The following is a 13,712-nucleotide window of genomic DNA, read 5'->3' as shown; positions in this document are numbered from 1 at the left end:
GCCGAAGGGGCGTCCTCCTGCTACTTCACCTGGGACTCGACGAACGGGGGACGGCGGACCGTCACCGGCTGGGGGCGGCCCCGGACATCGACGGCGACCTCGTCCCCCTCCGCCACCGCGGCCGCGGTGTCCAGCAGCGCGAGCGCGACGCCCGTGCGCAGGGTCGGGGAGAACGTCCCGCTGGTGACCTCCCCGATCCGCGCACCGTCGGCGCCCAGCACGGCCATGCCCGGCCGCGGGATCCCGCGGCCGAGCGCCTGCAGCCCCCACAGCAGCCGGGCGGGCCGGGCCTCCTTCTCGGCCAGCAGGGCCGCCCGCCCCCAGAACGCCGGTTTCCGCCAGCCCACCGCCCAGCCCGCGCGCGCCTGGTTGGGGGTGATCTCCCGAGACAGCTCGTGGCCGTGCAGCGGGTATCCCATCTCGGTGCGCAGCGTGTCGCGGGCGCCCAGCCCGCAGGGCCGGATCTGCTCCCGCTGCCCCGCGACGAGCACGGCGTCCCAGAGCTCACCGGCCTGCTCGGCGGCGACGAGGAGCTCGTAGCCGTGCTCGCCGGTGTAACCCGTGCGGCAGACGGTGACCTCGGCCCCGTCGCGGTCCCGGATCCCCGCGAAGGACATGTACGGCAACTCGCCGGGCAGCCCGGCGGCGGCGAGCACCTCCGCGGAGCGGGGACCCTGCACCGCCAGGACCGCCACCTCGGTGTGCCGGTCGGTGACGGTGACCCCGGCCGGGGCCGCGGCGGACAGCCGGGCCAGCACCTCCGCGGCGTTCGCCGCGTTCGGCACCAGCAGCACGTCGTCGGGGCCGCGCAGATAGACGATCAGGTCGTCGACCACGCCGCCGGCGCCGTCCTCGCCGTCCGGCAGGCAGCACAGCGTGTACTGCGCCTGGCCGGCGCCGATCCGGGACAGGTCGTTGGTCAGGCAGGAGTCGACGAACGCCGCCGCCCCGGGGCCGCGGACGGTCGCCGTCCCCAGGTGCGAGACGTCGAACAGGCCGACCCTGTCGCGGACGGCGGCGTGCTCGGCGAGCACGCCACCGCCGGCGTACTCGACGGGCATGGACCAGCCACCGAAGTCGGCGAACTTGGCGCCCGCGGCGACGTGCCGGTCGTGCAGCGGGGAGGTCAGCGCGGTCACCCCGAGGACGCTAGCGTGGCCGCGCTGCCGGGGCCCGCGCGGAGCGTGCGAGGCGCGGGGGCAGCGCGGCCCTTGACTAGGATCGGACCGTGCCGCCGACGATCTCCGCCACCGACCGCCCGCTCGAGAAGCTCTCCGCCGATGCCGTGGTCGTCGGCGTGGGCACAGGCCCCGACGGGCTGCTGAGCACCCCCGGCGCCGATGCGCTCGATCGCCTCCTGGGCGGCCGGTTGATGACCGCACTGGCCGACCTGGGCGCCCGCGGTGCCGATGACGAGGTCACCCGGCTGCCCACGTTCGGGCAGGGCCCGTTCCCGGTCGTCGCCGTCGCCGGCCTCGGCGCCCCCTCCCACGGCGGCGGGTACAGCCCGGAGGCGGTGCGCCGGGCCGCCGGCGCCGCGAGCCGTGCCCTGACCGGCCGCGACGCCGTGGTCAGCCTGCTCGCCGCCGTCGGTGGCGCCCCGGACGCCGACCGGCTGCACGCCGTCGGCGAGGGCGCCCTGCTGGGCTCCTACGAGTTCACCGCCTACAAGTCCGACCTGCCGGCCGACCGGTCGGCGCCACCGCGGTCCTTCCAGGTCATCGTCCCTGACGCCGGGGCGGCCAAGGCGCCGCTGATCCGGGTGCGCGCGGTGGCCGATGCCGTCGCCCTGGTGCGCGACCTCGTCAACGCACCGCCCAACGACCTCTTCCCCGCTTCCTTCGCCGAGCGCGGGGCGGCCGCGGGCAAGAAGGCGGGTCTGTCTGTCGAGGTCCTCGACGAGCAGGCCCTGGCGGCCGGCGGGTACGGCGGGATCCTGGCCGTCGGTGGGGGTTCGGTGCGCCCGCCACGGCTGCTGCGGCTGACCTACCGCGGGAAGAAGACCGGCAAGGGGACGCCGAGCATCGCGCTGGTCGGCAAGGGGATCACCTTCGACAGCGGCGGCATCTCGATCAAGCCCGCCGCGAAGATGGAGGACATGAAGAGCGACATGGCCGGCGCCGCGGCCGTGATCGCGACCGTCTGCCTGGTCGCCGAGCTCGGCCTGCCGGTCGACGTCACCGCCACCGTGCCGATGGCGGAGAACCTGCCCAGCGGCACCGCCTACCGCCCGGCCGACGTGGTCACCTTCCGCAACGGGAAGAAGGCCGAGATCACCAACACCGACGCCGAGGGCCGCGTCGTGCTCGCCGATGCGATCGCCCGCGCGGTCGAGGACTCCCCCACGCACCTGCTCGAGACGTCCACGCTGACCGGGGCGCAGCTGGTGGCCCTGGGCACCCGTACCTCCGGGGTCATGGGCAGCGACGACCTGCGGGAGGCCGTGGTCGCCGCCAGCCGCCGCAGCGGCGAGCCGATGTGGGGCATGCCCCTGCCGCCGGAGCTGCGCCGCGGGCTGGACTCCCCCGTCGCCGACCTCGTCAACGCCAATGCAGATCGGATGGGCGGCATGCTCGTGGGCGGGCACTTCCTGGCCGAGTTCGTCCCCGCCGGGCTGCCCTGGGCGCACATCGACGTGGCCGGGCCGGCCTACAACACCGGTGCGCCGTGGGGCTACACGCCCAGGGGCGGCACCGGCGTCCCGGTCCGCACCCTGCTGGCGACCATCGAGGACCTCATCGCCGGGTGACACCTGGAACGGCCCCCGTCAGCAGAAGGGCCCGCCCCGGACGGTCAATCGAGCCGGTTGGTCCGCTGTCGGGCGCTCCAGTCGCGCATCCGTTGCGGGTAGCCGGTGACCTGGGCGTCGTAGACGGGCACGCTCAGGTCGCGGGACAGCTTGCGGGCGGTGTCCGGGCCGTCGATGCGTCGCCGGGTCCATTCCCCGTCCGCGGCGACCAGCAGGATCGTCGTCTCGGTGACCGCTGTCCGCGGCTCCACGTACCCCTCGACGCCCCGCCGGGTCGCCACGAACTGCTCGAGATGGCTCAGGTCGGCCTTGCCCGAGGCGCGGTCCAGCGTGCCCCGGGGCGCACCTCTGGACGGCGCCGCGGACCGTCGGCCGCGCAACCGGTCGAACAGGCCCATACCGCGCTCCCGTCGCTGGTCGTCCCGGTGATCACCGGGAGGTTCTCCGCACCCCAACGTGCCGTCCCGACGCGCTGTTCCCGGGAGTGGCAGGATGAGCGGGCGCCCGATCACCGAGCCCGGCCGACATCCGGGCGACCCAGCACGTGAGGAGCACCCGTGAGCCAGCTCGCGAGCGAACGCAGGAGCACAGCAGCGCGGCGAACGCGGCTGACGAGCCTCGGCGAGGTGGCCAGGTGAGCGCCCCGACGAACCCCGCTGACCTGGTCATCCTCGGTGGCGGCTCCGGTGGCTACGCCGCCGCGCTGCGCGCCGCGGAACTCGGCCTGTCCGTCGTCCTGATCGAGAAGGACAAGGTCGGCGGAACGTGCCTGCACCGCGGGTGCATCCCCACCAAGGCCCTGCTGCACAGCGGCGAGGTCGCCGACAGCGCACGCGAGGGCGAGCAGTTCGGCGTCAAGACGTCCCTGGCCGGGATCGACATGGACGGCGTCAACGCCTACAAGGACGGCGTGATCAGCAAGCTCTACAAGGGCCTGCAGGGCCTGATCAAGAGCCGCAAGATCACCTATGTCGAGGGCGCCGGGAAGCTCGTCTCGCCCACCACCGTCGAGGTCGGCGGCGAACGGTACGAGGGCAAGCACGTGCTGCTGGCCACCGGCTCGTACGCCCGTTCGCTGCCCGGCATCGAGATCGACGGCACCAAGGTCATCACCAGCGACCACGCGCTGCAGCTCGACCGCGTCCCGACGTCGGCGATCGTCCTCGGCGGTGGGGTGATCGGGTGCGAGTTCGCCAGCGCCTGGAAGTCCTTCGGCGTGGACGTCACCGTCGTCGAGGGCCTTCCGCACCTGGTGCCACTGGAGGACGAGTCGTCCTCCAAGCTGCTGGAGCGGGCGTTCCGCCGTCGCAAGATCGACTTCTCGCTGGGCAGCCGGGTCGCCTCCGTCACCACCACCACCGACGGTGTCAAGGTGAGCCTGGAGAACGGCAAGGAGTACGAGGCCGAGCTCGTCCTGGTGGCGGTGGGCCGGGGCCCGACGAGCCAGGGCCTGGGCTACGAGGAGGCGGGCGTGGCCATGGACCGCGGCTACGTCCTGGTCGACGAGTACTGCCAGACGAACGTGCCGACCGTCTCGGCCGTCGGAGACCTTATCCCCACCTTGCAGCTGGCCCACGTGGGCTTCGGCGAGGGCATCCTGGTCGCCGAGCGGCTCGCCGGCCTGCCGGTGGTCCCGATCGACTACGCCGGGGTTCCCCGGATCACCTACTCCGACCCGGAGGTCGCCTCGGTCGGCCTCACCGAGGCCCAGGCCAAGGAGAAGTACGGCGACGGCGTCGAGGTGCTCACCTACGACCTGGGTGGCAACGGCCGCAGCCAGATCCTCAAGACCGCCGGTGCGGTGAAGCTGGTCCGCGCCGTCGACGGCCCGGTGGTCGGCGTGCACATGGTCGGCAGTCGCGTCGGTGAGCTCATCGCCGAGGCCCAGCTGATCTACAACTGGGAGGCGCTGCCCGACGAGGTCGCCCAGCTGATCCACCCGCACCCGACGCAGAGCGAGGCCCTCGGCGAGGCGCACCTGGCGCTGGCCGGCAAGCCGCTGCACTCCCACAGCTGATCATCGGGCCGACCGGCCCGGTCGACCCCCACCATCCCGTACCGCCACGACCTGAGGAGACCTGTCTTCGATGCCGACGTCCGTCACCATGCCCGCCCTGGGCGAGAGCGTCACCGAGGGCACGGTCACCCGCTGGTTGAAGCAGGAGGGTGACCAGGTCGAGGTCGACGAGCCCCTCCTGGAGGTGTCGACCGACAAGGTCGACACCGAGATCCCCTCCCCCGCGGCCGGCGTGCTCACCAAGATCGTCGTCGCCGAGGACGAAACCGTCGACGTCGGCGCCGAGCTCGCGGTGATCGGCGGCGAGGGCGACGGGGACGGCGGTGGCGCCGCCGGGCAGGCCCCCGCGGAGGAGGCGCCCGCCGAGACTGAACCGGCTGCGGAGGCGCCCGCCCCGGAGTCTCCGACCGAGCAGTCCGAGCCCGCTGCCGAGCAGCCGGCGGCCCAGGACGGTGGCTCCGGTGGTGGCGAGGGCACCTCGGTGACCATGCCGGCGCTCGGCGAGAGCGTCACCGAGGGCACCGTCACCCGGTGGCTGAAGGCCGTGGGCGACGAGGTCGCCGCCGACGAGCCGCTGCTGGAGGTGTCCACCGACAAGGTCGACACCGAGATCCCCGCACCTGTCGCCGGCACGCTGCTGTCGATCAGCGTGCAGGAGGACGAGACCGTCGACGTCGGCGCCGAGCTGGCCGTGATCGGCGCCGCCGGTGGCGCCCCGTCGTCTGCGCCGGCCGCCCCGGCCGAGGCCCCCGCTGAGGCCCCTGCTGAGGCTCCTGCCCCCAAGGATGAACCCGCGCCGAAGAAGCAGCCGGCCCCCGAGCAGGCCCGGCCCACCCCTGCCGAGGCGAACACCGACACCGGCCAGCCCGGCGCCGACTACGGATCGGGTGGCGCCATGCCCACCCAGTCGCCGACGTCGCGGCCGTCCCCTGCCGAGGCCGTCGGACCGCAGTCGTCCCCCGCACCGGCCAGCGCACCTCAGGGTGCGGCCGCCTACGTCACCCCCCTGGTCCGCCGGCTTGCCGCGGAGTCCGGCGTCGACCTGTCCAGCGTGCAGGGCACCGGTGTCGGTGGCCGGATCCGCAAGCAGGACGTGCAGGCCGCCGCCGCCAAGGCCGCGCCGGCGGCTGCATCCGGTGGGGCGCCGGCCGCGGCCCGCACCCCGTCGCCGGCCGCGAGCTCGGCGCTGCGCGGGCGCACCGAGAAGCTGTCCCGGCTGCGCACCGTCATCGCCAAGCGCATGGTGGAGTCGCTGGAGATCAGCGCCCAGCTCACCACCGTCGTCGAGGCCGACGTCACCCGGATCGCGAACCTGCGCAACCAGGTGAAGAACGACTTCGCCGCCCGGGAGGGCGTCAAGCTCTCGTTCCTGCCCTTCTTCGCCAAGGCCTCGGTCGAGGCGCTGAAGGCCCATCCGATGGTGAACTCCTCGGTCGACCTCCAGGGCGGGACGGTCACCTACCACGACAGCGAGAACCTGGGCGTCGCCGTCGACACCGAGCGCGGCCTGCTCGTCCCGGTGATCCAGGGCGCCGGCGACCTCAGCCTCGCCGGGATCGCCCGCAAGATCGCCGACCTGGCGGAGCGGACCCGGTCGAACAAGGTCACCCCCGATGAGCTCGGTGGCGGCACGTTCACGCTGACCAACACCGGCAGCCGGGGTGCGCTGTTCGACACCCCGATCATCAACCAGCCGCAGGTGGCGATCCTCGGCGTCGGGTCGGTGGTCAAGCGCCCGGTCGTGGTCCAGGACCCGGAGCTCGGCGAGGTCATCGCCGTCCGGTCGATGGTCTACCTGGCCCTGACCTACGACCACCGCATCGTCGACGGCGCCGACGCCGCCCGGTTCCTGACCACGGTCCGGGAGCGGCTGGAAGCCGGGCAGTTCCAGGGTGAGCTCGGCCTCTCCTGAGCAACGACCCCGTCCTCATCGTTCCTCGCAAGCTCGGGGACGATCCGCTGGACGGGGCCACCGAAGGGCCCCGGCACCCGTGCCGGGGCCCTTCGCCGTTCGTCCGACCCCGGCAACCGCCCGGCCGACAGGAGCGCAGCACATGAAGGTCGCCATCACCGGGTCCTCGGGACTGATCGGCACCGCACTGGTTCCCGCGCTCCGCTCGGACGGCCACGAGGTGCTGCGGCTGGTCCGGCGTACCCCGCGGACCGCCGACGAGCACCGCTGGGCTCCCGACCATCGACGGATCGACGTCTCGGTCCTCGCGGACGTCGATGCGGTGGTCAACCTGGCCGGCGTGGGCATCGGGGACCGCCGGTGGACCGCGGCCTATCAGCGGCAGGTCGTGGCCAGCCGGGTGGACAGCACCGCCACGGTCAGCGAGGCCCTGGCCGACGCTGCCGCGGCCGACCCCGGCCGCCCCCGGGTGCTGCTGTCCGCCTCGGGGGTCGGGTACTACGGCGACACCGGCGACCGCCCGGTCGACGAGTCCGCGCCCGCCGGTGCGGACTTCCTCGCCGACGTATGCCGGCAGTGGGAGGCGGCCACCGCGCCCGCAGCCGATGCGGGTGTGCGGGTGGTGCTGCTGCGCACCGGGCTGGTGCTGGCCGAGGGCGGCATGATGAGCCGGATCCGGCCGCTGTTCCGGCTCGGGCTGGGCGGCAAGCTCGGCTCGGGAAAGCAGTACTGGCCGTGGATCAGCCTGCGTGACGAGGTCGACGCCATCCGCTTCCTGCTGACCGGTGACGTCTCCGGTCCGGTGAACCTGACCGGCCCCGACCCGGTGACCAATGCCGAGTTCACCCGGACGCTGAGCCGGCTGGTGCATCGCCCCGCGGTGCTGCCGGTGCCGGGCACCGCGCTGTCGGTCGCGCTCGGGGGCTTCGCCCGGGTGGGCGTGCTGGCCGGTCAGCGGGCAGTGCCCACGGCCCTCACGGCGGCGGGGTTCCAGCACACCGACCAGGACCTCGAGTCGGCCCTCCGGATCGCCCTGTCCACCGGCTGACGCCCACGCTCAGCGGCCCCTGCCCGCCGGTCGGCTCCTCCGGGACGCTCACCGGGCACGGGAGGCGTCGCCGATCCGCCAGCCGTCGGCCGTCCGCTCCAAGGTCATCTGCACCTCCGTCGGTCCTCGACCGGCCACCAGCTGTGCCGCCGACGGCGGAGATCCGACGGCACCGACCCGGTGGTCCGGGATCTCGTCGACGAGGTCGACCACCACGCGTTCGGCGTCGCCGGTCACCGAGGTCACCCGGAGCACCGTCGGCTCGAAGCCGGCCACCGACCGTCCGGCCCGGGCCAGCTGCGCGATCTGTTCGGCGTCCCGCTCCAGTAGCGCGCTACCCGGGGTGTAGACGGCGGCCAGGAGGGCGCCGTCCCCGGCCGCATAGGCCCGGGCCCGCTGCGTGTACAGCTGCCGGACCACGGCGGCCCATCCGTCGGCGTCTCCTGCAGGAGGACCGGAGACGGGGACCGGCCCGGGCTCGGGTTCGGCTGTCGGCGTCGGCACTGGTGGTTCCGGGTCCGCCGGGACGCGCTGCGGTGCGACCGGCGCCGAGCTCCCCTCCCCCACCTCGCCGGGTACCTCACCCACTGCGACGCTGCCGGAGTCCGCCATCGGAACCGCCCCGTCACCCCCCTCGCTCCCCCAGTTCGCCCCCACCCAGGCGGCTCCCACCAGCCCACCGGCCAGCGCGAGCAGGGCGGCGACCGACACCGCCCAGCGGCGCAGCAGGTTCCCCGCCGCCCCGGCGCCCGCCGGAACGAGCTCCTCCCGGCGGCGTGCCAGGGCTGCCCACGCCCGGGCCAGCCGGCTCTCCGCCGCCGGCGCCGCATGCGCGGCACGGGCTCGCCGCTCGGCGACCTGGTGGGTGAGCTCGGTCCGCGGGCCCCGGCCGGTCTCACCGAGGACCTCGTCCGGCACCCCGGAAGCCGGCAACCGGACCGGTTCAGGCCGGCAGGCATGGCGCAGATCGAGGGCGAACGCAGCGGCGGAGCCGCGCAGGTGGGGTTCGGCGGACAGCCCCCGTCGCACCACCCGGACCAGTTCCTCGGAGGCGTCCGGCGCCAGCAGGGCGAGGTCGGGCAGGTGTCCCCCGGCGGCCACCCCCAGCGCACCGCCCGGCTCGGCGGCGTTCCACGGCGCGATCCCGGTGAGCGCGTGGAACGCGGCCGCCGCCACCCCGAAGACGTCGGAGGCGGGACCGGGCGCCCCACCGCGCGCGACCACCGGGTCGACGTAGGCGGGCGTGACCTCGGCGCGGCCCGCTTCCCCCACCAGCCGGGCGGTACCGAGGTCGGTGAGCACCGGCCGCCCCTCGGCGGTGAACACGATGTTGCCCGGGGACAGGTCTCCGTGCACGATGCCGTGCTCGTGCGCCTGGGCCAGCGCGGCGGCGACCGGGGCGATCGCGGTGACCACCTCACCCGGCCGCAGCCGGCCGCGGCGGGACAGCAACGCGGCCAGACTGCCGCCGGCCAGCAGGTCGAGCACGAGCGACACCTCGGCCGGCCCACCGCGGACCTCCCGGCGCACCACCCGGTGCAACCGGACCAGGTGCGGATGATCCAGCTCGGCCAGCAGTGCGGCCTCGCGGACCTGGCGGGCCGGATCGCCGCGGACCAGCACCTTCACCGCCACCGGGTCGCCACCGCCCCGCGGACGGGCCCGCCACACCTGCCCGGACCCGCCGCGGCCGAGCAACTCCTCCAGGACGTAGCCGGGCACCACGGGTGCGGCCGGACGGGGTGGATCGACGGGCATACCCGGACGGTAGAGCGATCCGTCGTCCCCGTCCGGCGTTGTCCACAGCCCGGCCGGAGCAACCGCGACCGGGTCGCGGCGCGGAACCGCCGGACCCGGCGCACAGGCATGGCCGGTGCCGCCTGATGCGGGGGTGGCCCGGCATAGGCTCAGGGCCATGAACGAGCTGGTGGTGGTCCGCGCGGGTCTGGTGCCCTACGAGCAGGCCTGGGCGCAGCAACGCGAGGTCCACGAGGCCCGGGTGGCCGGCACCGGCCCCGACACGCTGCTGCTGCTCGAGCACCCGCCGGTGTACACCGCGGGCAAGCGGACCGAGCCACACGAGCGGCCCTTCGACGGCACCCCCGTGGTCGACGTCGACCGCGGTGGGAAGATCACCTGGCACGGACCGGGGCAGCTGGTCGGCTATCCGATCGTGGCGCTGCCCGACCCGGTCGACGTCGTCGCGCACGTCCGCCGGATGGAGACCGCGCTCATCGGAGTCTGCGCCGGCTTCGGCCTGACCACCGAGCAGGTGGAGGGCCGCAGCGGCGTGTGGGTACGGGCCGATGAGCGCGGTCCCGACCGGAAGGTCGCCGCCATCGGCGTCCGGGTGGCCCGGGGGGTGACGATGCACGGCTTCGCACTCAACTGCGACCCCGACATGTCGGCGTTCGCCAACATGGTCCCCTGCGGCATCGTCGATGCCGGGGCGACCTCGCTCAGCGCCGAGCTCGACCGCGACGTGACCGTCGCCGAGGCCATCGACCCGGTCGAGAAGGCGATGCGCGCGGTGCTCACAGGAACGCAGGCCGTCCCGGCCTAAGCCGGGACGGCCCGGCCCCCTCGCAGGGCCCCGCCGCGAGCCTGCGAGCGGTGGGGGGCGAGGGGGTCCTTCATCACCCCAGGACGAAGTTGACCAGCCGGCCGGGCACGGCCACGACCCGGCGCACGGTCGCATCCAGCAGGTATCCCGCGATCCGCTCGTCGGCGCGCGCGGCGGCCTCCAGCGCAGCGGCGTCCGCGCCGGCCGGCACCGACACCTGGGCGCGCACCTTGCCGTTGACCTGGACCGCCACCTGCACGGTCTCGTCGACCAGCCAGCGCTGCTCGGCCACCGGGAAGGGGTGCCATGCCAGCGAGTCCGGGTGACCCAGCCGTGACCACATCTCCTCGGCCACGTGGGGGGCCAGCGGCGCCAGCAACAGGACCAGGGTCTCGGCGACCGGGCGGGGCACCGCCGTCCCGGGCGGATACGCCGTGGTCAGGTGGTTGGTCAGCTCGGTGATCCGGGCGATCGCGATGTTGAACCGCAGCGTCGCCATGCCGTCCCGGACGGCCTCGATCGCCCGGTGCAGCGCCCGCGAGGTGGCGTCGTCCGGCTCGACGTCGGCGGCCCGCACGGCACCGGACTCCTCGTCGACCACCACCCGCCAGATCCGCTGCAGCAGCCGCTGCGCACCGACCACCGCCTTGGTCTCCCACGGGCGGGACTGGTCGAGCGGGCCGGTGGACATCTCGTAGACCCGGAAGGTGTCCGCGCCGAACGCCGCGACCATCTCGTCCGGCGTCACCACGTTCTTCAGGCTCTTGCCCATCTTCCCGTACTCGCGGTCGACCGATTCCCCGTCGTGGACGAACCGTCCGTCGCGCTCCTCCACCTCGGCCGCCGGCACGTAGAAGCCGCGGGCGTCGGTGTAGGCGTAGGCAGAGATGTAGCCCTGGTTGACCAGCCGGCGGAACGGCTCCTCGCTGGAGACGTACCCCAGGTCGAACAGCACCTTGTGCCAGAACCGGGCGTACAGCAGGTGCAGCACCGCATGCTCGACACCGCCGACGTACAGGTCGACGCCGCCGGTGTCGCCGTCCCGGCGCGGGCCCATCCAGTAGCGCTCCAGCTCCGGGTCGACGAAGCGTTCGTCGTCGGAGGGATCGAGGTAGCGCAGGTAGTACCAGCACGATCCGGCCCAGTTGGGCATCGTGTTGGTCTCCCGCCGGTACTCCCGGGGGCCGTCGCCCAGGTCCAGGGTCACCGTCGTCCACTCCGTGGCGCGCGACAGCGGCGGCTCCGGGGCGGAGGTGTCGTCGTCGTCGGCGAAGGTCTTGGGCGAGTAGTCGTCCACCTCCGGCAGCAGCACCGGCAGCATCGAGTCCGGAACGGCGACCGGCAGGTCGTCGGCGTCGTAGACAATCGGGAACGGCTCACCCCAGTACCGCTGCCGGCTGAACAGCCAGTCGCGCAGCTTGAAGGTCGTCGTCGCCTCGCCGTGCCCGTGCCCGACCAGCCACTGCGTCACCGTCGCGATGGCCGCGGCCTTGTCCAGCCCGTCCAGCGACAGGTGCTCGTTCGAGGAGTTGATCATCGGCCCGGAGCCGGTGTACGCGCCGCCGTCGAAACCGGCCGGTGGCTGCACGGTACGGACGACGGGCAGGCCGAAGGTCTGGGCAAACTCCCAGTCGCGGGCGTCCTCGCCGGGCACGGCCATGATCGCGCCGGTTCCGTAGCCGGTCAGCACGTAGTCGGCGACGAAGACCGGCAGGTCACCACCGGTCAGCGGGTTGACCGCCGTCGTCCCCAGCCAGACGCCGGTCTTCTCCCGGCCCTCGGCCTGCCGGTCGAGCTCCGAGCGGCGGGAGGCCTGCTTCTGGTACGCCGCCACCGCCGCGGCCGGGGTGGCCGCGCCGTTGGTCCACCGCGGGTCGGCGCCGTCGGGCCAGCCGGCCGCGGTCAGCGTCCCGACCAGCGGGTGCTCCGGGGCCAGCACCAGGTAGGTGGCGCCGAACAGGGTGTCGGGGCGGGTGGTGAAGACCTCGATGTCCCGGCTGCGGCCGGCCGCGAACCGGATCCGGGCGCCGGTCGAACGGCCGATCCAGTTGCGCTGCATGTGCTTGAGCGAATCCGACCAGTCCAACCGGTCCAGGTCGTCGAGCAACCGCTCCGCGTAGGCCGTGATCCGCATCATCCACTGGGTCAGCGGGCGCCGGAACACGGGGAAGTTGCCCCGCTCGGAACGCCCGTCGGCGGTGACCTCCTCGTTGGACAGCACAGTTCCCAGGCCCGGGCACCAGTTGACCGGGGCCTGGTGGCGGTAGGCCAGCCGGTGCGCGTCGACGACCCGGCGGCGCTCGATCCCGGTCAGCTCGCCCCAGGGGCGACCGGTGTCGTTGGTGCCCGGCACGGGCTCGCGGGTACCGGCATCGAGTTCGGCGACCAGCTCGGCGATCCGCCGGGCCCGGCCGCGGCCACCGTCGGCGGAGGTGTCGAACCAGGCCTCGAAGACCTGCCGGAAGATCCACTGGGTCCACCGGTAGTAGCCCGGGTCGATGGTGGCGAAGGTGCGCCGGGTGTCGTGGTCGACACCCAGCCGGCGCAGCTGGGCGGAGATCGCGGCGATGTTCGCCTCGGTGGTGACCCGAGGGTGCTGACCGGTCTGGACGGCGTACTGCTCCGCGGGCAGCCCGAAGGCGTCGTAGCCCATCGGATGCAGCACGTTGTGCCCGTCCATCCGCAGGAACCGGCTGGTCACGTCGGTACCCAGGTAGCCCAGCGGGTGCCCGACGTGCAGCCCGGCACCCGAGGGGTACGGGAACATGTCCATCACGAACGCCTTCGGGCGGTCGGCGACCCGCTCGAAGCCCGCGCTCAGCGCGCCGACCGGGTTGGGCGTGTGGAAGGTGCCCTCGGCGTCCCAGCGGTCCTGCCAGGCGAGCTCCATCGACTGCGCCAACGCCGGCGTGTACCGGTGCGGTGGCACCCCGTCCGCGGTCGTCTCGGGGTTCGGCTGGCTGGCCGGCTGGCTCATCGTGGGCACTCCTGGGTGTTCGTCCGGCGGCGGGCAGAAAAAAACCCCTCACGCAGGAGGGGTCGCCGTGCTGTCCTTGTCGATCAGGTCAGCACGGCTGGTGGAGCAGGAGCCCGCCGGTCACGGGGCGAGCTTAGCGCGCGGGGGAACGCTCCCCCGTCGACCTCGACCCCCTCCTGCCCGTACGCTGCGGGAGCGTGGCCGCCGACCTTCGGCAGCCGTGCGTGGTACCCGTCACCTCTCGGGCCGGGTTTGCGCTGGTGGAGGCGGGGGAAGCACAGCCGTCCGGCGTTCAACAGCAGCGCCGACCCGCTGCCGGAGCGGACCGGCAGCGCGGCCGGGATGCACGACGCCGGTGGAGCACCTGGGCCGTCGCCGCGTAGGCGGCCGGCCCGGTCGGCACCTCGTTTCTGGTGGAGCTGGCACCGCGGTCGCGCCCGCGATCG

The 13,712-nt window shown here is 73.9% G+C and carries 9 protein-coding genes; 5 read left to right on the top strand and 4 right to left on the bottom strand.

Annotated features, from left to right (window positions below; all coding sequences use genetic code 11):
- Positions 1-20: 20 nt before the first annotated feature.
- Positions 21-1,139, bottom strand: a complete 1,119-nt coding sequence (gcvT, locus tag ACYVG5_RS07960; protein ID WP_222044687.1) for a glycine cleavage system aminomethyltransferase GcvT — start codon at positions 1,137-1,139, stop codon at positions 21-23.
- 89 nt (positions 1,140-1,228) lie between these two features.
- On the opposite strand from gcvT, the gene ACYVG5_RS07955 reads away from it, so the two are divergent.
- Positions 1,229-2,749, top strand: coding sequence for a leucyl aminopeptidase (locus ACYVG5_RS07955; protein WP_222044685.1), 1,521 nt, complete (start codon positions 1,229-1,231; stop codon positions 2,747-2,749).
- A gap of 44 nt (positions 2,750-2,793) precedes the next feature.
- On the opposite strand, the gene ACYVG5_RS07950 is transcribed toward ACYVG5_RS07955, so the two are convergent.
- The gene (locus tag ACYVG5_RS07950) at positions 2,794-3,147 is read right to left on the bottom strand and encodes an oxidoreductase (protein WP_222044683.1); all 354 of its coding nucleotides are present in this window, start codon (positions 3,145-3,147) and stop codon (positions 2,794-2,796) included.
- Positions 3,148-3,383: 236 nt separating this feature from the next.
- Between ACYVG5_RS07950 and lpdA the strand changes: the two genes are divergently transcribed.
- The 3 genes from lpdA (at position 3,384) to ACYVG5_RS07935 (ending at position 7,726) form a co-directional block, all read left to right on the top strand.
- Positions 3,384-4,766 carry a dihydrolipoyl dehydrogenase gene (lpdA, locus tag ACYVG5_RS07945; RefSeq protein ID WP_222044681.1) on the top strand — a complete coding sequence of 461 codons (1,383 nt, stop codon included), beginning with the start codon at positions 3,384-3,386 and terminating at the stop codon, positions 4,764-4,766.
- A 70-nt stretch (positions 4,767-4,836) separates the two neighbouring features.
- Positions 4,837-6,678 carry a 2-oxoglutarate dehydrogenase, E2 component, dihydrolipoamide succinyltransferase gene (gene sucB / locus ACYVG5_RS07940; protein WP_222044679.1) on the top strand — a complete coding sequence of 614 codons (1,842 nt, stop codon included), beginning with the start codon at positions 4,837-4,839 and terminating at the stop codon, positions 6,676-6,678.
- A 142-nt stretch (positions 6,679-6,820) separates the two neighbouring features.
- Positions 6,821-7,726, top strand: a complete 906-nt coding sequence (locus ACYVG5_RS07935) for a TIGR01777 family oxidoreductase (RefSeq protein WP_222044677.1) — start codon at positions 6,821-6,823, stop codon at positions 7,724-7,726.
- 48 nt (positions 7,727-7,774) lie between these two features.
- Here the strand turns inward: ACYVG5_RS07935 and ACYVG5_RS07930 are convergent, their stop codons facing one another.
- Positions 7,775-9,484 (bottom strand): serine/threonine-protein kinase, encoded by a 1,710-nt coding sequence (locus ACYVG5_RS07930; RefSeq protein WP_222044675.1) that lies wholly within the window; start codon positions 9,482-9,484, stop codon positions 7,775-7,777.
- Positions 9,485-9,641: 157 nt separating this feature from the next.
- Here ACYVG5_RS07930 and lipB point away from each other — a divergent pair, with 157 nt between their 5' ends.
- Positions 9,642-10,289: a lipoyl(octanoyl) transferase LipB gene (gene lipB, locus ACYVG5_RS07925; RefSeq protein WP_222044673.1), complete on the top strand. Its 648-nt coding sequence runs from the start codon at positions 9,642-9,644 to the stop codon at positions 10,287-10,289.
- A gap of 73 nt (positions 10,290-10,362) precedes the next feature.
- Here the strand turns inward: lipB and leuS are convergent, their stop codons facing one another.
- Entirely contained in the window at positions 10,363-13,266 is a 2,904-nt protein-coding gene (gene leuS / locus ACYVG5_RS07920) for a leucine--tRNA ligase (RefSeq protein ID WP_222044671.1), read from the bottom strand.
- Positions 13,267-13,712: the final 446 nt, after the last annotated feature.

This window comes from Modestobacter lapidis, from assembly GCF_054780755.1.
This window is presented reverse-complemented; position numbering and strand designations above follow the sequence as displayed.

What these genes read in the sequence shown, in the direction of transcription:
- leuS (WP_222044671.1), bottom strand. Translation starts at nt 13,266, where the DNA reads ATGAGCCAGCCGGCCAGCCAGCCGAACCCCGAGACGACCGCGGACGGG.
- lipB (WP_222044673.1), top strand. Translation starts at nt 9,642, where the DNA reads ATGAACGAGCTGGTGGTGGTCCGCGCGGGTCTGGTGCCCTACGAGCAG.
- ACYVG5_RS07930 (WP_222044675.1), bottom strand. Translation starts at nt 9,484, where the DNA reads ATGCCCGTCGATCCACCCCGTCCGGCCGCACCCGTGGTGCCCGGCTAC.
- sucB (WP_222044679.1), top strand. Translation starts at nt 4,837, where the DNA reads ATGCCGACGTCCGTCACCATGCCCGCCCTGGGCGAGAGCGTCACCGAG.
- ACYVG5_RS07935 (WP_222044677.1), top strand. Translation starts at nt 6,821, where the DNA reads ATGAAGGTCGCCATCACCGGGTCCTCGGGACTGATCGGCACCGCACTG.
- ACYVG5_RS07950 (WP_222044683.1), bottom strand. Translation starts at nt 3,147, where the DNA reads ATGGGCCTGTTCGACCGGTTGCGCGGCCGACGGTCCGCGGCGCCGTCC.